Origin of the sequence: Sphingomonas palmae, assembly GCF_900109565.1 — a bacterium.
In the GTDB taxonomy this organism is placed as follows: Bacteria; Pseudomonadota; Alphaproteobacteria; order Sphingomonadales; family Sphingomonadaceae; genus Sphingomonas; species Sphingomonas palmae.
On record NZ_FNZZ01000004.1, the window covers coordinates 386,160 to 402,692 of the forward strand.

Annotated in this window: 20 protein-coding genes; 13 read left to right on the forward strand and 7 right to left on the reverse strand. The window is 68.3% G+C overall.

Annotation, left to right across the window (positions count from 1 at the left end; all coding sequences use genetic code 11):
- The first annotated feature begins 79 nt into the window (after nucleotides 1–79).
- From BMW51_RS12100 to BMW51_RS12130, 7 genes are all read left to right on the forward strand, one after another.
- Nucleotides 80–790 (forward strand): response regulator, encoded by a 711-nt coding sequence (locus tag BMW51_RS12100; RefSeq protein ID WP_019515425.1) that lies wholly within the window; start codon nucleotides 80–82, stop codon nucleotides 788–790.
- Between the two features lie 4 nt (nucleotides 791–794).
- Entirely contained in the window at nucleotides 795–2,126 is a 1,332-nt protein-coding gene (locus tag BMW51_RS12105) for an ATP-binding protein (RefSeq protein ID WP_093006697.1), read from the forward strand.
- A 123-nt stretch (nucleotides 2,127–2,249) separates the two neighbouring features.
- The gene (locus tag BMW51_RS12110; RefSeq protein WP_093006699.1) at nucleotides 2,250–3,794 is read left to right on the forward strand and encodes a SulP family inorganic anion transporter; all 1,545 of its coding nucleotides are present in this window, start codon (nucleotides 2,250–2,252) and stop codon (nucleotides 3,792–3,794) included.
- A gap of 145 nt (nucleotides 3,795–3,939) precedes the next feature.
- Nucleotides 3,940–4,785: a TorF family putative porin gene (locus BMW51_RS12115; protein ID WP_093006701.1), complete on the forward strand. Its 846-nt coding sequence runs from the start codon at nucleotides 3,940–3,942 to the stop codon at nucleotides 4,783–4,785.
- 127 nt (nucleotides 4,786–4,912) lie between these two features.
- Nucleotides 4,913–5,809 (forward strand): tetratricopeptide repeat protein, encoded by an 897-nt coding sequence (locus tag BMW51_RS12120; RefSeq protein WP_093006703.1) that lies wholly within the window; start codon nucleotides 4,913–4,915, stop codon nucleotides 5,807–5,809.
- Nucleotides 5,806–6,423 carry an LON peptidase substrate-binding domain-containing protein gene (locus BMW51_RS12125; protein WP_093006705.1) on the forward strand — a complete coding sequence of 206 codons (618 nt, stop codon included), beginning with the start codon at nucleotides 5,806–5,808 and terminating at the stop codon, nucleotides 6,421–6,423. The genes BMW51_RS12120 and BMW51_RS12125 overlap by 4 nt, the downstream gene beginning before the upstream one ends.
- Entirely contained in the window at nucleotides 6,420–6,608 is a 189-nt protein-coding gene (locus tag BMW51_RS12130; protein ID WP_093006707.1) for a Trm112 family protein, read from the forward strand. The genes BMW51_RS12125 and BMW51_RS12130 overlap by 4 nt, the downstream gene beginning before the upstream one ends.
- Nucleotides 6,609–6,620: 12 nt before the next feature.
- Here BMW51_RS12130 and msrA read toward each other — a convergent pair whose 3' ends face one another.
- The 4 genes from msrA to pabB form a co-directional block, all read right to left on the reverse strand.
- Nucleotides 6,621–7,265, reverse strand: coding sequence for a peptide-methionine (S)-S-oxide reductase MsrA (gene msrA, locus BMW51_RS12135; protein ID WP_093006709.1), 645 nt, complete (start codon nucleotides 7,263–7,265; stop codon nucleotides 6,621–6,623).
- Nucleotides 7,266–7,304: 39 nt separating this feature from the next.
- Entirely contained in the window at nucleotides 7,305–7,454 is a 150-nt protein-coding gene (locus BMW51_RS16125) for a hypothetical protein (RefSeq protein ID WP_177171645.1), read from the reverse strand.
- A 206-nt stretch (nucleotides 7,455–7,660) separates the two neighbouring features.
- Nucleotides 7,661–8,860, reverse strand: a complete 1,200-nt coding sequence (locus BMW51_RS12140; protein ID WP_093006711.1) for a pyridoxal phosphate-dependent aminotransferase — start codon at nucleotides 8,858–8,860, stop codon at nucleotides 7,661–7,663.
- Between the two features lie 54 nt (nucleotides 8,861–8,914).
- Nucleotides 8,915–10,669 carry an aminodeoxychorismate synthase component I gene (gene pabB / locus BMW51_RS12145; RefSeq protein WP_093006713.1) on the reverse strand — a complete coding sequence of 585 codons (1,755 nt, stop codon included), beginning with the start codon at nucleotides 10,667–10,669 and terminating at the stop codon, nucleotides 8,915–8,917.
- Between the two features lie 149 nt (nucleotides 10,670–10,818).
- Between pabB and BMW51_RS12150 the strand changes: the two genes are divergently transcribed.
- Nucleotides 10,819–11,481, forward strand: a complete 663-nt coding sequence (locus tag BMW51_RS12150; RefSeq protein WP_093006715.1) for an MBL fold metallo-hydrolase — start codon at nucleotides 10,819–10,821, stop codon at nucleotides 11,479–11,481.
- Between the two features lie 27 nt (nucleotides 11,482–11,508).
- On the opposite strand, the gene BMW51_RS12155 is transcribed toward BMW51_RS12150, so the two are convergent.
- Nucleotides 11,509–11,952 (reverse strand): MAPEG family protein, encoded by a 444-nt coding sequence (locus tag BMW51_RS12155; protein WP_093006717.1) that lies wholly within the window; start codon nucleotides 11,950–11,952, stop codon nucleotides 11,509–11,511.
- A 201-nt stretch (nucleotides 11,953–12,153) separates the two neighbouring features.
- Between BMW51_RS12155 and rpmF the strand changes: the two genes are divergently transcribed.
- The 5 genes from rpmF (at nucleotide 12,154) to BMW51_RS12180 (ending at nucleotide 15,241) form a co-directional block, all read left to right on the forward strand.
- A complete protein-coding gene (rpmF, locus tag BMW51_RS12160) occupies nucleotides 12,154–12,333 on the forward strand; it encodes a 50S ribosomal protein L32 (protein ID WP_093006719.1) in 180 nt (59 codons plus the stop codon).
- Between the two features lie 84 nt (nucleotides 12,334–12,417).
- On the forward strand, nucleotides 12,418–13,452 hold the full coding sequence (gene plsX, locus BMW51_RS12165) for a phosphate acyltransferase PlsX (RefSeq protein WP_093006720.1): 1,035 nt from the start codon (nucleotides 12,418–12,420) through the stop codon (nucleotides 13,450–13,452).
- Nucleotides 13,449–14,429: a beta-ketoacyl-ACP synthase III gene (locus tag BMW51_RS12170; protein ID WP_093006722.1), complete on the forward strand. Its 981-nt coding sequence runs from the start codon at nucleotides 13,449–13,451 to the stop codon at nucleotides 14,427–14,429. The genes plsX and BMW51_RS12170 overlap by 4 nt, the downstream gene beginning before the upstream one ends.
- A 97-nt stretch (nucleotides 14,430–14,526) precedes the next feature.
- Nucleotides 14,527–14,826: an integration host factor subunit alpha gene (locus BMW51_RS12175; protein WP_093006899.1), complete on the forward strand. Its 300-nt coding sequence runs from the start codon at nucleotides 14,527–14,529 to the stop codon at nucleotides 14,824–14,826.
- Nucleotides 14,827–14,839: 13 nt separating this feature from the next.
- Nucleotides 14,840–15,241, forward strand: a complete 402-nt coding sequence (locus tag BMW51_RS12180) for a MerR family transcriptional regulator (RefSeq protein WP_177171646.1) — start codon at nucleotides 14,840–14,842, stop codon at nucleotides 15,239–15,241.
- A gap of 7 nt (nucleotides 15,242–15,248) precedes the next feature.
- Here the strand turns inward: BMW51_RS12180 and BMW51_RS12185 are convergent, their stop codons facing one another.
- Nucleotides 15,249–15,749 (reverse strand): phytanoyl-CoA dioxygenase family protein, encoded by a 501-nt coding sequence (locus tag BMW51_RS12185; protein WP_093006903.1) that lies wholly within the window; start codon nucleotides 15,747–15,749, stop codon nucleotides 15,249–15,251.
- Between the two features lie 346 nt (nucleotides 15,750–16,095).
- The gene (locus BMW51_RS12190) at nucleotides 16,096–16,329 is read right to left on the reverse strand and encodes a hypothetical protein (protein ID WP_093006724.1); all 234 of its coding nucleotides are present in this window, start codon (nucleotides 16,327–16,329) and stop codon (nucleotides 16,096–16,098) included.
- Nucleotides 16,330–16,533 lie beyond the last annotated feature (204 nt).

A 16,533-nucleotide genomic window follows, 5' to 3' on the forward strand; every position in this document is an offset into this window, starting at 1 on the left:
CGGGAAGGGGCCGCGGCGGGCAACTGATCGGCTCACCTCGATTGACCGCGATCAACCTGACCGATACCCGCCTGTAGCCATGACCGCCCCGACCATCCTGCTCGTCGAGGACGATCCGTCGCTTCGCATGCTGACCGCGCGTGCGTTGCAGGAGAACGGCTTCCTCGTCCGTCCCGCCTCCGCCGCGCCCGAGATGTGGCTCGCGCTGGAAAACGGCCCCGTCGACCTCGTGCTGCTCGACATCATGCTGCCGGGCACCAGCGGCATCGACCTGTGCCGTACGCTCAGGCAGAAAAGCGATGTGCCGATCATCTTCATGTCGGCGCGCGCGAGCGAGACCGACCGCGTCGTCGGGCTGGAGCTGGGCGCGGACGATTACATCGCCAAGCCGTTCGGCACGCGCGAGCTCGTCGCGCGCGTCCGCGCGGTGCTGCGCCGCCCGCCGATGGACCGGCTGGCGGGCAACGCCGAGCAGGGCGTGCTGACCTTCGACGGGTGGACCATCAACCTGCCCAGGCGTGAGCTGACCAGCCCCACGGGCGCGATCGTCGACCTGACCGGCGCGGAGTTCGACCTGCTGGTGGTGCTCGCCGACCACGCGCAGCGCGTGATCGCGCGCGAGCGGCTGATCGAATTGTCGCGCACACGGCTGGGCGACAGTTCCGACCGCTCGATCGACGTGCTGGTCAGCCGGCTGCGCCGCAAGCTGGGCAGCGCAGGGACCCCCGCTCCGATTGTCACCGTGCGCGGCGTCGGCTACATGCTGAACGTCGCGGTCGAGCGCCAGTAAGCGCTTGCGGCTGCTCCGGCGCCCGGCCTTCGGGCTGCTCGGGCAGGTCGTCGCGATCCTGCTCATCACGCTGCTGATCGAGTTCGGCGCGAGCACGATCCTGTACGAGCGCGCCAGCGGGTTCGCGGTGCGCGACGACGAGGCCAATCGGCTGGCCGAGCATCTGGTGATCAGCCGCCGCCTGCTCGCCGAGCGTCCGCCGCAGGGGCGCAGCACGATGGCGGCCGAGCTGACCACCGACCGCTACGCGCTTACCTGGTCGCCGACGCCGCACCCGACGCCGCGGATCGCTCCCGCGCTCGACGAGATGCAGCGCCAGGTGCTCGAATGGGAGCCGAGCCTGCAGAACGCCAATCTGCAATTGCGGCTGCTGTCGCCCGGGCGCCGCTCGGTGGTGACGGGGGGCATGCAGCTGGCGGACGGCAGCTGGGTCTATTTCCGCACCCTGGCGCCGATCGGCGGGATCAGCTTCGCCGCCGAACGGATCGCACTGGCGCTGATCCCGGCGATTGCGCTGATGGTGCTGGCGGGGGTCGCACTCCGGCGCAGTTTCCGCCCGCTTCGCATGCTCGCCGCCGCCGCCGACCGAGTCGGGCACGGCGCGGTCGAGCCGGTCGAGGTCGACGGTCCCGGCGAGGTGCGCCGCGTCATCAGCGCGTTCAACGACATGCAGGAACGCATCCGCGCGCTGATTGCGGGGCGGACGCAGGCGCTCGCCGCGGTCGGCCACGACCTGCGCACGCCGCTCGCACGGCTTCATCTGCGCACCGAAGCATTGCCGCGCGACGACACGCGCGAGGCGATCCTCCACGACGTCGCCGAGATGGAGGCGATGATCACCTCGCTGCTCGCGTTCCTGGGCGGAGCCGAGCCCGAGGCGCCGTCGATGGTCGACCTGGCGGTCTTGTGCGAGACGGTGATCGACGACGCCGCCGATCGCGGGGCCGACGCGGTGTACGAAGGGCCGGACCACCTCGAGCTTCGTGTCCGCCGGTTGTCGATCAAGCGCGCGATGACCAACCTGGTCGAGAATGCGCTCCACTACGGCAACAGCGTCACGCTGACGCTCGCGCGCGAGGGGACGGGCGTGGTGATCCGCGTCGTCGACGACGGCCCCGGCATCCCCGAGGACAAGCTGCGCGAGGTGCTCGAACCCTTTGTCCGGCTCGACCCCGCGCGCGGGCGCGACACGGTCGGTTTCGGGCTCGGCCTTTCGATCGTCGCAAAGGCAGTGGCGGACGAGGGCGGCACGCTGACGCTGTCGAACCGAGCGGAAGGCGGGCTGGAAGCATGCATCAGCCTGCCGGACACACAACGACACAGCGACACACAATAACACAGGTGCGCCGAGCGGCAGCAACGCCCGGTTGATACTCGTTCACATTCGAAAAGGATGGGGAGAGTCGCTGGTGGCTTGTGGTCGTGCTCGCAGTGCCGGTGTCGTCCAGGGGGCGGCGCGATGAAACACGAAGTGATCGCCCGGCCCGGCGTGTCGGTCCCCTCCCGCCAGTTCTTCGCGCGTGACCTGACCGCGTCGATCGTCGTCTTCCTGGTCGCGATGCCGCTGTGCATGGGGATCGCGGTCGCCTCGGGCGTGTCGCCGGAAAAGGGGCTGATCACCGGCATCATCGGCGGCATCGTCGTCGGCATGCTCGCGGGCTCGCCGCTCCAGGTCAGCGGCCCCGCCGCGGGCCTCGCGGTCATCGTCTACGAACTGGTGCGCGATCAGGGGCTGAGCGCGCTCGGGCCGATCCTGCTGCTCGCCGGCGCGATCCAGCTGGCGGCGGGCATCTTCCGCCTCGGCGGCTGGTTCCGCGCGATCTCTCCGGCGGTGGTGCACGGCATGCTTGCGGGGATCGGCGTGCTGATCGTCGCCGGGCAGTTCCACGTCCTGTTCGATGCCAAGCCGTTGCCGAGCGGATTGCAGAACCTGTCGGCCGCGCCCGCGCGGCTGTTCGGCCTGTCGCCGTTCGATCTGCAGGCGACCGAGATCGCGTTCGGCATCGGCCTCGCCACGATCGCGGCCATGCTGGCGTGGGAGAAGTTCCGTCCCGCCTCGCTGCGGCTGCTGCCCGGCGCGCTTGTCGGCGTGCTGACCGGCACGCTGCTGGCGGTCGTGCTCGGGCTCGACGTGGCGCGGGTGCAGGTGCCGGCGTCGATCACCGCCGCGATCGCGCCTCCCGCCGCCGGCTTCTGGTCGCAGTGGCTCGACCCCGCGATCCTGACCGCCGCGCTCGCGATCGCGTTCATCGCCTCGGCCGAGACGCTGCTGTCGGCGGCCGCGGTCGACAAGATGCACGACGGCGTGCGCACCGACTATAACAAGGAGCTGCGCGCGCAGGGCGTCGGCAACATGCTGTGCGGCCTTGCCGGATCGCTGCCGATGACGGGCGTGATCGTGCGCTCCTCCGCCAACGTGCAGGCAGGTGCTGCGACGCGCGCGTCGGCGATCCTGCACGGCGCCTGGATCCTAGGCTTCGTGGCGCTGTTGCCGTGGCTGCTGCGCGAGATCCCGATGGCGGCACTGGGCGCGATCCTGGTCGTCACCGGTTTTCGTCTCGTCAGCCTCGACCACGCGCGTCACCTCGCACGCGACCACGGCCTGCTGCCGGTGCTGATCTGGGCGGCGACGCTGATCACCGTCGTCACCACCGACCTGTTGACCGGCGTGCTGGTCGGCATCGCGCTCACCACGCTGGAGCTGGTCCCGCACCTCAGCCGCCTGCGGCTGCGCGTGGTGGAGGGCGGCGATGCGGATCGTCACGCAATCGCGCTGAATGGCACCGCGACGTTCCTGACGCTGCCGAAGCTGTCCGACACGCTCGACCGCGCACCCGCGGGGACGCCGGTCGCACTCGACGTATCGGGGCTGCGCGCGGTCGACCACACCAGCGCGGAGATGCTGCGCGACTGGTTGCAGCGGCGCCGTCAGGCGGGCGGCAGCGTCGACGTGACGGGTGCGAGTGGCCGGATTGCCACGCTCACCGCGGCGACGGCGCACTGATCCACATTGCCGCTTGATGTGAAGGGGAACGCCCGATAGCTTCCCCTTCGCAGGTGCAGCACTGCCCGCCCGATCGATGATAATCCACGGGTGAGAGCGACGCGTACCGGCAAGCAGGAGGAGCCTCTACAACAAGGAGGTTCCGATGAAGTACGTTCTGTTATCCGCGCTGGCGCTTTCCGCCGTCGCAACCCCTGCGCTGGCGCAGGAAACCGCCCCGCCCAAGCCCGTCACCGTGTCGGGCAGCGTCGCCTTGCTGACCGATTACCGCCTGCGCGGCGTGTCGCAGACCGACAAGGAAGGCGCGATCCAGGGCGGGATCACCATCACGCACGAGAGCGGACTGTACGGCGGCGCTTGGGCGTCGAACCTCGCAGGTTGGGGCACGTTCGGTGGCTCCAACATGGAGCTCGACCTGATCGGCGGTTATAAGGTGCCGATCGGCGGCGGCGCGGCGCTCGACGTCGGTCTGACGTGGTACATGTATCCCGGCGGTGCATCGAAGACTGACTTTGCCGAGCCGTTCGCCAAATTGTCTGGGACGGTCGGCCCGGCGACGGTTCTGGTCGGCGTCGCCTACGCGCCCAAGCAGGAAGCGATCGGCAAATGGTACAATTCCGCCGCCGATTACGCGACCGGCATTCCCAATCGCCCGAACAAGAAGAACGACAATCTTTACCTGTGGGGTGATGCCGCCGCCGCAATCCCGACGACGCCGGTGACGCTCAAGGCGCATCTGGGCTACTCGAAGGGCAACTCGGGTCTCGGGCCGAACGGTACCAGCCCTGCGCCAACCGGCGAATATGTCGACTGGCTGCTCGGCGCCGATCTCGCCATCCCGGGAACGCCGCTGACGCTCAGCGCAGCCTATGTCGACACCGACATCTCAAATCGCGAATCGGCTTACCTGAAGCCAAATTTCGCCAGCACGAAGAACGGCAGTTCGATCGCGGGGTCGACCGCATTGTTCTCGATCAGCGCGGCATTCTGACGCGACGCGTCACGAACGAGCAGGGGCGGGGGTTTGTATTCCCTCCCGGGAGGGGGGTTTGTATCCCCGTCCCCGATCCCACATAAGGGCCGCACGCGAACAGGAGCAGCCCTTGGCGACGTTAGGCATGTCACCGGCCGAGAAAGAGGCCATTCAAACTTTCCGATCGGACGTCGTCGAACCGTCGATGACGAAGCTGGTGATCATCGATTTCTGGGCCGAATGGTGCGGGCCATGCAAGGCGCTGACCCCCGTGCTCGAAAAGGTCGCCGCCGCTTACGCGGACAAGGGCGTCGTGCTGGCGAAGGTCGACACCGACAAGAACCCGTTCATCGCCGCGCAATTCCAGATCAAGTCGATCCCGACCGTCTACGCGATGTTCCAGGGGCAATTGGTCGCCGACCTGACCAGTGCGCGCACCGAATCGCAGCTGCGCACGATGCTCGACCAGCTGCTGCGTCAGCTGCCGATCCAGGGCGAGGCGCAGTCGCAGGAGGCCGAGCTCGAACCGCTCGTCCAGATGGGCGAGGAGGTGCTGGCGAGCGGTGACGCGGAACGCGCGCTGTCGATCTTCGACCAGCTGGCCGAGATAGCGCCCGAGCATCACGCGGTCGTCTCGGGTCGGGTCCGCGCGCTCGTGGCGCTTGGGCTGACCGACGAGGCCGAGGCGATGATCGCGGCGCTGCCCGACGATCTGGCGAAGCTGCCCGACATCGAGCGCGCGCGCGCCGCGCTGGCGCTCGCCCGCTCCGCGCCCGCGGTCGACGACCTCGCCCCGCTCGAGGCCGCGGTCGCGGCGAACCCGGACGATCACCAGGCGCGCTTCGACCTCGCCAACGCGCAGATGGCGGCGGGCAACCGCGATGCCGCCGCCGATGGCTTCCTCCACATCACCGCCGCCGATCGCGCGTGGAACGAGGGGGCGGCCCGCGCGCAGCTGCTCAAGCTGTTCGAGGTCGTCGGCCTCGAGGACCCCTGGGTGTCGGCGCAGCGCCGCCGGCTATCGGCGATCCTGTTCGGATGACGCGCACGCGGCTCTCGATCTTTCCGCTGCCGGGCGCGCTGCTGTTCCCCGGCATGCACCTGCCGCTCCACATCTTCGAGCCGCGCTACCGTGCGATGGTCTCGGACGCGATGGCGCGCGACCGCCGCATCGGCATGATCCAGCCGCGCCCCGACAGCGATCCGCAGGATCCCGATCTGTTCGACATCGGCTGCGTCGGTCGGATTGCCGAGTTCGAGGCGATGGAGGACGGGCGCTACAATCTGATCCTCGAAGGCGTTGCGCTGTTCCGCGTCACCGATGAGCTCGATGTCTCGACCGCGTTCCGCCAGGTCGAGGCCGAGCTGCTGCCGGTCGAGGACGACCAGACGCTGGCGCTGGGCGAGCGCTCGTCGCTGGAGCTGGAGTCGAAGCGCTTCGCCGAAGCGCTCGGCTACGCAGTCGACTGGGAATCGGTCGGGCGGTTGGACGACGCCGCGCTGGTCAACGGCGTTGCGCAGATCGCGCCGTTCGACGTCGCGGCAAAACAGGCGCTGCTCGAGAGCAAGGGGATCTCGGCGCGCTGCGAACTGCTGGTCCAGTTAATGCAGTTCTTCGGTCGGCACGACGGCGACGAGCGGGTGACGCTCCAGTGACCCGCACCGCCGGCACGGAGGGGTTCGATCCCTGGTTGCTCGGCAAGCTCGTCTGCCCGGTGACGCGCACGCCGCTACGCTACGATCACGCGGCGGGCGAACTGGTGTCGGAGGCCGCGGGACTCGCTTACCCGATCCGCGACGGGATAGCGGTCATGCTGGTCGAGGAAGCGCGGCCGCTCTAACGCGCCCGCCGATCAGACCGCCAGCTTGGGAAACCCGGCGCGGAATGCCGCAACCTTGGGCTTGTCCCACGTCACGATATACGGATGCGTCGGGTTCCGGTCAAAGAAGTCCTGGTGATATGCCTCCGCCGGGAAGAAGGCGCCGCGTTCCAGCTTGGTCGCGATCGCGCGCGGAAAGGCGCGGGCCTGGCTCAACTGACGGATGTAGGCCGCGGCGACACGTGCCTGATCGGGCGTCTGCGGAAAGATCGCCGAGCGATAGCTGGTGCCGCTGTCGGGCCCCTGCCGGTTTACCTGCGTCGGGTCGTGCGCGATCGAGAAATAAACGCGCAGCAGCGTCGCGTAGCTGACCTGTCGCGGATCATAGCTGATGCGGATCGCCTCTGCGTGGCCGGTCGTCTCGCTGCTGACCGCGGCATAGTTCGCGGTCGCGCGGGTGCCGCCGGCGTAGCCCGCGGTCACCGACTTCACGCCGCGCACATGCTCGAACACCGCTTCCATGCCCCAGAAGCATCCGCCGGCGAGCACCGCGGTCTGCATTCCCTTGGCGGCGGGCACGTCCACGGCCGCAGCGGGGATCGGCACCGCGCGCTCGGCTTGGGCAGTCCCACATGCGCTGAGCATCAGCGCGGCGGCGAGGAGGGGGCGAAATGTCATGAAACTGATATAGGTCAGCGACTTGCGCGCTGCCAGAGGTCAGCGCGTCGCGTGGATCGGAGCCGGCTGGACCACGTGCGCGCCCGATTGCGCCACGGCCTCGGGCTGGAGCGCGAACAGGCCAGCCGCGCCAACGGCGAACCCACCGGCGAACTGCCAAAAGAAGCTGGTCTTGAACAGGCGAAGCATCGTGAACATCCTGCTGCGAACCGCCCGCCCGTCCGTCTCGAACGCGCGTCGCGGCACTGGTTTCCGTCTACCGTGGCTTTAGGTGAGCGAGGATGAACCGACGCTGGTTCACCCGTTCATCTGCCAGCGATATACGGGCGCCAGACACCCGCGGATACAGCAACAATCGAAAGAGATCGTTTACGCGATCGCGCTGATCGCCCGCGTCAGCGGAGCGCGGCGCAGGCCTGCTGGATACGGGTGCACGCCTCGCGCAGCAGCGCTTCGGACGTCGCGTAGCTGATCCGCATCGCGGGCGAGAGGCCGAAGGCGACGCCCTGCACCGCGGCGACGCGCGCATCGTCGAGCAGGTAGCCGACGAAATGACTGTCGCTCTCGATCCGCTGGCCCTTGGGCGTCATCTTGCCGATCACGCCCGCGACGCTCGGGTAGACGTAGAACGCACCCTCGGGCGTCGGGCAGGTGATGCCGTCCGCTTCGTTGAGCATGCCGACCACCAGGTCGCGCCGCGCCTGGAATGCGCGCGCCCGCTCAGCCAGGAACGACTGGTCGCCCGTCAGCGCGGCGACCGCGGCGGCCTGCGCGATCGAGCACGGGTTGCTGGTCGACTGCGACTGCAGCTTCGCCATCGCCTTGATCAGCCACGGCGCGCCGGCGGCGAAGCCGATCCGCCACCCGGTCATCGCGTACGCCTTCGAACAACCGTTCACCGTCAGCGTGCGCTCGTAGAGCGACGGGCAGGCTTCGGCGATCGTGGCGAAGCGGAAATCGTCGTAGACGATGTGCTCGTACATATCGTCGGCGAACACCCACACGTGCGGGTGGCGTTCCAGCACCGCGCCCAGTGCCTTCAACTCGTCGACGGTATAAGCAGCGCCCGTCGGGTTCGACGGCGAGTTGAGGATCACCCACTTGGTCCGCGGCGTGATCGCGCCCTCCAGCATCTCGGGCGTCAACTTGTAGCCGTATTCCGCGCCCGCGGGCACGACCACCGGGGTGCCGCCCGCGAACTGGACGACATCGGGGTAGCTGACCCAATAGGGCGCTGGGATGATGACCTCGTCGCCCGCCTCCACAGTCGCGACTAGCGCATTGAACAAAGTGTGCTTGCCGCCGACGTTCACGCTGATCTGCGGCGGTGTATAGGTCAAATTGTTGTCGCGCGCGAATTTGGCGACGATCGCTTCCTTCAACTCGGGCGTGCCGTCGACGTTGGTGTACTTCGTTTTGCCATCGCGGATCGCCTGGATCGCGGCTTCCTTGACGAACTCGGGCGTGTCGAAATCGGGCTCGCCCGCGCCCAGCCCGATCACGTCGACGCCGGCGCGCTTCAGCTCCATCACGCGGCTGGTGATCGCGAGCGTCGGCGAGGGCGAGATGCGATCGAGCGCGGCGGAGGTCTTCACAGGCGTTACCCTTCCTGTACGGAAAATGCGTGCGCGCCTATGGAACGCGCACGCTTATTTCGCAACCGCGGGATGGCCGGTGACCAGCCTCGCGGGCATCAGGCCACGCAGCGCGTTGCCGAGCAGGAACCCGTCAGCGAGGTCGTCGCGGCGCAGCACCGCCTCGCGCGCGCGTCCGGTCGCCAGCAATTCCGCGCGCAGCACACCCGGCAGCAGCGGGCCCGCCGGCGGGGTCAGCAGCACGCCGCCGCGTTCGACGAACAGCGAGGTATAGCTCCCCTCGGTCAGCGTGCCGTCGGGGGCAACGAAGACCACCTCGTCGCATCCGCTCGCGCGCCTGGCCGTGTCGTAGAAGGCGCGATCGCTCGTCTTGTGGCGCAGTCGCCAGTCGGCGGGCGAGACCGGCAGCGGCACCACCGCGACCCTCAAGGGCGTCATGGGCGAAGCCGGCAGCGGTGACACCTGGATCGCCAACGCGCCGCTCTTCGCCAGCAGCATCCGCACGCGCGCCGGCTCGCGCAGGCGGAAGGTCGCGGCCTGCAACTCGTTACGCGCGTCGTGACGGTCGAACGCGAAGCCGAGCGCGGCGGCGCCGTCCTTCACTCGCGACAGATGCCGCTCGATCAGCGTGATCCCCTCCATCGGGTCGAACGCCATCGTCTCGATCAGGTCGAAGCTGCGTTCGCCGCGGGAGAGGAAAGTGCCCTTTGCCAGCGCCTCGTCCCATTCCGCCACGGCGGTCGAATCGGCGACGATCCCGCCGCCCAGCCCGATCGTCGCGCCCGTGCCGTCCGCTGACAGCGCCAGCGTGCGAATTGCGACGTTGAACATCGCGTCGCCGTTCGCGTCGATCCGCCCGATCGCGCCGGTGTAGAGGCCACGGGCGTCCGCCTCGATCCCGTCCAGCGCCTGGATAGCCCGGACTTTAGGCGCGCCGGTGATCGACCCGCACGGGAACAGCGCCGCCAGCACGTCGACCGCGTCAACGCCTGCCGCTCTTGTCGCAGTGACGGTGGAGGTCATCTGGTGGACGGTCGGATAACGCTCCAGCGCGAACAGCTCGGGCACCGCGACGCTGCCCGCCACCGCGACACGCGACAGGTCGTTGCGCATCAGGTCGACGATCATCAGGTTCTCGGCACGCTGCTTGGGATCGCTCGCCAGCGCGGCGGCAGCGGCGGCGTCGGCGTGGCGGTCGGGCAGGCGCGGCGCGGTGCCCTTCATCGGGCGGCAGGTGAGGCGATCGCCCTCCAGCGCGAAGAACAATTCGGGCGAGAAAGACAGGAACGTCGCCTCGCCCGTCGCGACGATCGCGCTCCACCCGCCGCGCGTCGCCGCGCGCAGCCTTGCATAGAGCGCGAGCGGATCACCCGCGACCGCCAGGTCGGCGCGAAAGGTCAGGTTTGCCTGATACAGATCGCCCGCCGCGATCAGCGCCTGCACGCGCGCGAACATCGCGTCATACTCGGCGCGCGTCACCCGCGGCTCGAGCGGACCGATCCACGCGCCTGCGGGATCGGGCAGCAGCGCCGGCACGTCGACGTGCTCGTATCCGTCGAACAGCCCGAACCAGGCGAGCGGTGCGTCGCCGACACGCGCCGCAGCAGCGGCGGGCTCGAAAGCGCCGCTCGCCTCGTACGACACGAACCCGGCTGCATCGTCGCGGTGCGCACGCACCGCCTCCAGCAGCGGAGCGATCTCGTCGACCGCGTACGCTGTCAGCACGGCCAGCGGATGGCGATACAGCCGCGCGGGCGCGCCGCCGTCGCGCGCGTCGTCCAGCAGGACGTAAGGGGGCTCGATCCGCATCCGACTCGCGTGATGCCTGCGCGTCACGCACCCGGCAAGCGCACGAAGGCGCCTTTCGACCGATAGCACGCGGATTAACCGCGATTGTTGCTGTGTCCGCTTGCCCCCACTTCTGTCACAACGCCCCCGAACGACGTAAGAGACGATCCATGACCACCGACACGCCTCCGTTACGCGCCGCGATCATTCCGGTGACCGCGATTGAGCAGAATTGCACGCTGATCTGGTGCACGAAGACGATGCGTGCCGCCGTGATCGATCCCGGCGGCGACCTGCCGCGGATCAAGGCGGCGATCGCGCAGGCGGGCGTGACGGTCGAGAAGGTGCTGCTGACGCACGGCCATATCGACCACGCCGGGGAAGCGCGCCCGCTCGCCGACGAACTGGGCGTGAAGATTGAGGGCCCGCACGAGGACGATCGCTTCTGGCTCGCGCGGCTGGAGGACGACGGACGCAACTGGGGCATCCGCGGCGTCAACACCGAATCGGACCGCTGGCTGGTCGATGGCGACACGGTGACGGTCGGCGAGCTGACGCTCGACGTCTATCACACCCCCGGTCACACCGCGGGTCACGTCATCTTCCATCACGCGCCCTCGCGTTTCGCGCAGGTCGGCGACGTGCTGTTCCAGGGCTCGGTCGGGCGCACCGACCTGCCGCAGGGCAATCACAAGCAGCTGATTGAATCGATCGTGACCAAGCTGTGGCCGCTCGGCGACACGCACTTCATCCCCGGCCACGGCAAGCCCAGCACCTTCGCGCACGAGCGGCAGCACAACATGTTCGTCAGCGATCGCGCACTCGCCGCCTGATCGCGACTCGGGCGCGGCGCCGCGCGTCTAGCCGCGCGTGGCGTCGATCGGCACGGTCGTGATCGCGCCGTCGGTGCGCGCATCGCTGCCGCAAACGAGCACCAACGCCCACACCGCCAGTCCGACGAGCACGACCCAGGTGCCAACGATCGCGCCCGCCCGCAACGGGTTGGGCGCGGCGCGGTCCATCCCCAGCCCATGCGCCACGCGCGCGGCCACGAACACCGCGCCCGCCACCCACAACCACGTCGGGGAGCCACCCGCCAGTTCGATGCCGGCGAGCAGGATCAGCACGAACGGCGCATATTCGACGAAATTGGCGTGCGCGCGTACCGCCGCCTGCAACGGCCCTGCGCCGCCGTCGCCGATCATCACCTTGCCCTTGATTCGCCGCTGCGACACGCGCAGCGCCAGCCAGATGTTAATCGCGGCGCACGCCGCGGCGATCGTCAGCGTCATCGGTAACAGCATGCACGGCCCTTTCCCTCAAGGGTGCAGACCGTGACATTACCGCCACCCGGTTGCAACGCCGGCAGAATTGGCTATAGGCGCGTCACTTCGCGATGCGTGCCGATGTGCGGCTGCCTGCCGCGGTCGCCCTCGTGCCGGCCGTTCGGGTGACCGGTACGGCGTGCGTCGTTCAATACGTAACACTTGGATCAAGGTGCCGAAATGGCCGTCCCTAAGCGAAAGACTTCCCCCTCACGCCGCGGCATGCGCCGCTCGCACGACGCGCTGTCGATCTCGGCGTTTCAGGAATGCCCGAACTGCGGCGAGCTGAAGCGTCCGCACAATCTGTGCACCGCCTGCGGTCACTATAACGGCCGCGAGATCGTCTCGGTCGAGGGCTGAACGGCCTGGCGCGGACCTTTCGCGTTCGCGCCCGCGTTTGACTAGCGCGTTGAATTGACGCGTTCGATTGGAGTGCCCCGTCTCATGTCCGACAGTTCCGTGATCGCCATCGATGCGATGGGCGGTGACAAGGGGCTGGAGGTCATGCTGGCGGGCGTTGCGCGTGCGCGTCGCCTGCACGACGGCCTGCGCTTCCTGCTGGTCGGCGACGAGGCGGCGATTCGTGCCGGTCTGTCGCGCCACCCGAACCTGTCGCAAGCCTCCGAGGTGATCCACGCCGCCGACGTGATCGCGGGCGAGGAGAAGCCGAGCCAGGCGCTGCGCCGTTCCAAGACATCGTCGATGGGCGTCGCGATCGACTGCGTGAAGCAGGGTCGCGCCGGCGCCGCGGTGTCGTCGGGCAATACCGGCGCGCTGATGGCGATGGCGAAGCTCAGCTTGCGCACCATGCCCGGCATCGATCGCCCCGCGCTCGCCGCGCTGCTGCCGACGCTCGGCGACAACGATGTCGTCATGCTCGACCTCGGCGCGAATACCGAGTGCGACGCGCGCAACCTGACGCAGTTCGCGGTCATGGGCGCGGCATATGCCCGGATCGTGCTCGAGCTCGACCGCCCGCGCGTCGCGTTGCTCAACATCGGCAGCGAGGACCAGAAGGGTACCGGCGAGATCAAGGACGCCGCGCAGATGCTCCGCGCCGCAACCCACTTGCCGATGGACTTCACCGGCTTCGTCGAGGGCGACCGCCTGTCGCGCGGCGACCACGACGTGATCGTCACCGACGGCTTCTCGGGCAACATCGCGCTCAAGACTGCGGAAGGCACCGCGCGCTTCGTCGCCGACCTGCTCCGCCGTGCCTTTTCCAGCTCGGCGCGATCGAAGATCGGCTTCCTGATCTCGCGCCCGGCGACCGACCTGCTGCGCAACCATCTCGACCCGAACAACCACAACGGCGCGGTCTTCCTGGGGCTGAACGGGCTCGTGCTCAAAAGCCACGGCAGCGCGAACGAGATCGGCGTCGCCACCGCGATCGGCAACGCCGCCAAGATGGTGAAATCCGACCTCGCGCGCCGGATTGCCGAGGATTTGAGCAACATCGACGCGAAGGCTGCCGCATGATCCGCTCGGTCCTCCTCGGCACCGGTTCCGCGCTGCCCGCGCGCCGCGTCTCCAACGCCGAACTGGCCGAGCAGGTCGACACCAGCGACGAGTGGATCGTCGAGCGTACCGGCATCCGCTTCCGCCACCTCGCCGGCCCGGACGAGACCACCGCGACGCTCGCCTATGACGCGTCGAAGGCCGCGCTCGCCGCATCGGGGCTCGCCGCGCAGGACATCGACCTGATCGTCCTCGCCACCGCGACGCCCGACCAGACGTTTCCGGCGACCGCGACCAAGGTGCAGGCGCTGCTCGGGATCGACGACTGCGTCGCCTTTGACGTCGCGGCGGTCTGCTCGGGCTTCCTCTACGCGGTGCAGGTGGCGGACAGCATGATCCGCGTCGGTGCGCACCGCCGCGCGCTCGTTATCGGCGCGGAAACGTTCAGCCGCATCCTCGACTGGGAGGATCGCACCACCTGCGTCCTGTTCGGCGACGGTGCGGGCGCGATCGTGCTCGAAGCGCAGGAGAGCGCCGACGACGTGTCGAGCCCCGACGCGCGCGGTATCCTGGCCGCGAAGCTCCACGCTGACGGGCGTCACAACGAACTGCTCTACGTCGACGGCGGACCTTCGACCACCGGTACGGTCGGCAAGCTCCGGATGAAGGGGCGCGAGGTGTTCCGCCATGCCGTCACCAACCTGTCGGCGGTAATGGCGGAGGCGTTGAAGGGCATCGACCTCACCCCCGATCAGGTCGACTGGGTCGTCCCGCATCAGGCGAACGCGCGCATCCTCGACGCCACCGCGCGCAAGCTCGGGCTGCCGGCCGAGCGCGTGATCGTGACGGTCGATCAGCACGCCAACACCTCCGCCGCCTCGGTTCCGCTCGCGCTCGACACCGCTGTGCGCGACGGGCGGATCAAGCCCGGCCACCTCGTCGTGCTGGAGGCGATGGGCGGCGGTTTCACCTGGGGCGCGGCGGTGCTGCGCGTCTGATCAGACGGTTGTACCGTAACGGGTACACCTGCGCAGTCGACAAAGTCGCTTCGGCTTTATACCACCGGAAAACAGGCATGTGGGGGAACCGATGAGCATGACGGACGCGGGCACGCTGACGCGGGCCGACCTGGCCGAGGCGCTGCACAAGCAGATCGGCCTCTCGCGCGCCGATTCCGCCCGCGTGGTCGAGCAGATCCTGGCCAAGATGTGCGAGGCGTTGTCGCACGGCGAGAACGTCAAGATCTCCGGATTCGGCACTTTCGTGCTGCGCGACAAGGGCGAGCGGATCGGCCGCAATCCCAAGACCGGCGTCGAGGTGCCGATCGCGCCGCGCCGCGTGCTCACCTTCCGCGCCAGCCAGATGATGCGCGACCGCATCATGGCCGCGGATTGAGCGTGACCCGCCGGTGAGCCCGGCCGGCGAGGGCGACGGCTCGGACCGCGAGCGGATCGCCGCGTCCAAGTCCGACACCGCCTTTCGCACTATCGGCGAGGTGACGCAGCTGACCGGCGTCGCGCCGCACATCCTGCGCTACTGGGAAGGCCGCTTCCCTCAGCTGAAACCCGTCACCCGCGCGGGCAACCGCCGCTACTACCGCCCCGCCGATGTCGCGCTGGTCCAGCGGATCGACCGTCTGCTCAACCGCGAAGGCTATACTGTTCGCGGCGTCCAGCAACTGCTGTCGGGCGAGGGGAAGGCAGCGGCCGCCCCGAGTGCGCCGACGACGAGCGCCACCATGCCCGCCACGCTCGACGCCATCCGCCTGATCCGCGACTACCTGCGCGAAGCACTCGACGCCGACGGGTGAGGGGTCGTCAGATGCCGAGCCAGTCGAGACCCTCCGGCAGCTTCGTTGCGGTATAATCGACCTGAAGCACGCGGCGGTGCGCGTGCCCGCTGCTCGCAGCGGAGGCGTGCAGGATAGGAGTAGCATAGGCCCACACATCACCGGCCGCGGCCAGGCACGTCATCACGCCACATGCGCTGACCGCGGCCGCGATATCGCGCTCTGCCACCAGCCCCAACCGGTGCGATCCGGGCGAGACCAGCAGGGGTGCATTGTCGCGGGGTGTGTCGTCGAGGTGGATACGCAACGTCACCATCGCCTCGATCACGGCGAACGGAGGTGCGACGTGCAGGATGCCCTGTTTGACTGTCCACGGTCCGTAGCCAGCCACCTCGCGCCGCTCGCGCACCGCGATCGTGCGGTCTTGATGCCACCCGAGCGCCCAATTGTCGCTCGGCCTCTTGTCGAACAGAATCGCGCGAACAGGCCGTGCTTCATCGCCCAAATAGCTCGCGGCGATCGCTTGCATCGCACCTGTATTCAGCAGCGCCGGCAATCCAGGCTCGCCACGCAGCCACGTTCCACCCAAACGCGGCGGTAATCGGTTGGAAAGGGCATGTAACTGATGCAGCAGCGAAGACGCAGCCGCTCGATAAAGCACGTATCCGTCGACCGGCAACGTGTGAGTTGCGCACTTCATCGGCCAACAGGATGGTTCGACTGCGCTCGCGAGACCAGGGTCACGAGCGGCACTGCCAAATTCGAGCCGCCTGGGTGACAACGGCAGGATAATGGAAGGGAGCAACGCACAGGTGAGATAAGCGATAGCGCGGCTAAACGCTTACGAACAATCCGATCGAATTGCAGCCCGGTGCTCAGAGCGTTGGGGTTAGGAAACGTCGCTGCCACACACGCCATGATGCGTGAGATGCGGCGCCGAGCAGCAAGGCGAGCACGACATACCAATCGGGACGATATTCGGCATCTCGGATCAGCGTGAGCACGCCGATTGTCGCCAAACCGGCCAAGACCGGCCATGCCAGAATCCTCACGAACTGCTTTGTCCACTGTATCGCCATGTGAAACCCCGCTTCGGCTTTCATCAACATGACGACCGACCTCTCGTCATGCCGGACCTCCGTCGAACGTAGGTCGCTTGATGCGAGGAGGCGAGAGGCAAGATGTCGAACGCGTTGTGCGCGATAGCACTTCGTCGAGTTGGCCCGCCGCGGGAGCAAGTCCCGCGTTGTCGGTCGCCGCTGTGGCGGCGCCGGCCGGGCGGATGGATGCCGCCGACGCTTTGCGCGGCGGCA

Excerpts from the sequence above, each read along its gene's own strand:
- BMW51_RS12100 (WP_019515425.1), top strand. The coding sequence starts at position 80 with ATGACCGCCCCGACCATCCTGCTCGTCGAGGACGATCCGTCGCTTCGC.
- BMW51_RS12110 (WP_093006699.1), top strand. The coding sequence starts at position 2,250 with ATGAAACACGAAGTGATCGCCCGGCCCGGCGTGTCGGTCCCCTCCCGC.
- BMW51_RS12115 (WP_093006701.1), top strand. The coding sequence starts at position 3,940 with ATGAAGTACGTTCTGTTATCCGCGCTGGCGCTTTCCGCCGTCGCAACC.
- BMW51_RS12120 (WP_093006703.1), top strand. The coding sequence starts at position 4,913 with ATGTCACCGGCCGAGAAAGAGGCCATTCAAACTTTCCGATCGGACGTC.
- BMW51_RS12125 (WP_093006705.1), top strand. The coding sequence starts at position 5,806 with ATGACGCGCACGCGGCTCTCGATCTTTCCGCTGCCGGGCGCGCTGCTG.
- msrA (WP_093006709.1), bottom strand. The coding sequence starts at position 7,265 with ATGACATTTCGCCCCCTCCTCGCCGCCGCGCTGATGCTCAGCGCATGT.
- BMW51_RS16125 (WP_177171645.1), bottom strand. The coding sequence starts at position 7,454 with ATGCTTCGCCTGTTCAAGACCAGCTTCTTTTGGCAGTTCGCCGGTGGG.
- pabB (WP_093006713.1), bottom strand. The coding sequence starts at position 10,669 with ATGCGGATCGAGCCCCCTTACGTCCTGCTGGACGACGCGCGCGACGGC.
- BMW51_RS12150 (WP_093006715.1), top strand. The coding sequence starts at position 10,819 with ATGACCACCGACACGCCTCCGTTACGCGCCGCGATCATTCCGGTGACC.
- BMW51_RS12155 (WP_093006717.1), bottom strand. The coding sequence starts at position 11,952 with ATGCTGTTACCGATGACGCTGACGATCGCCGCGGCGTGCGCCGCGATT.
- rpmF (WP_093006719.1), top strand. The coding sequence starts at position 12,154 with ATGGCCGTCCCTAAGCGAAAGACTTCCCCCTCACGCCGCGGCATGCGC.
- plsX (WP_093006720.1), top strand. The coding sequence starts at position 12,418 with ATGTCCGACAGTTCCGTGATCGCCATCGATGCGATGGGCGGTGACAAG.
- BMW51_RS12170 (WP_093006722.1), top strand. The coding sequence starts at position 13,449 with ATGATCCGCTCGGTCCTCCTCGGCACCGGTTCCGCGCTGCCCGCGCGC.
- BMW51_RS12175 (WP_093006899.1), top strand. The coding sequence starts at position 14,527 with ATGACGGACGCGGGCACGCTGACGCGGGCCGACCTGGCCGAGGCGCTG.
- BMW51_RS12185 (WP_093006903.1), bottom strand. The coding sequence starts at position 15,749 with ATGCAAGCGATCGCCGCGAGCTATTTGGGCGATGAAGCACGGCCTGTT.
- BMW51_RS12190 (WP_093006724.1), bottom strand. The coding sequence starts at position 16,329 with ATGTTGATGAAAGCCGAAGCGGGGTTTCACATGGCGATACAGTGGACA.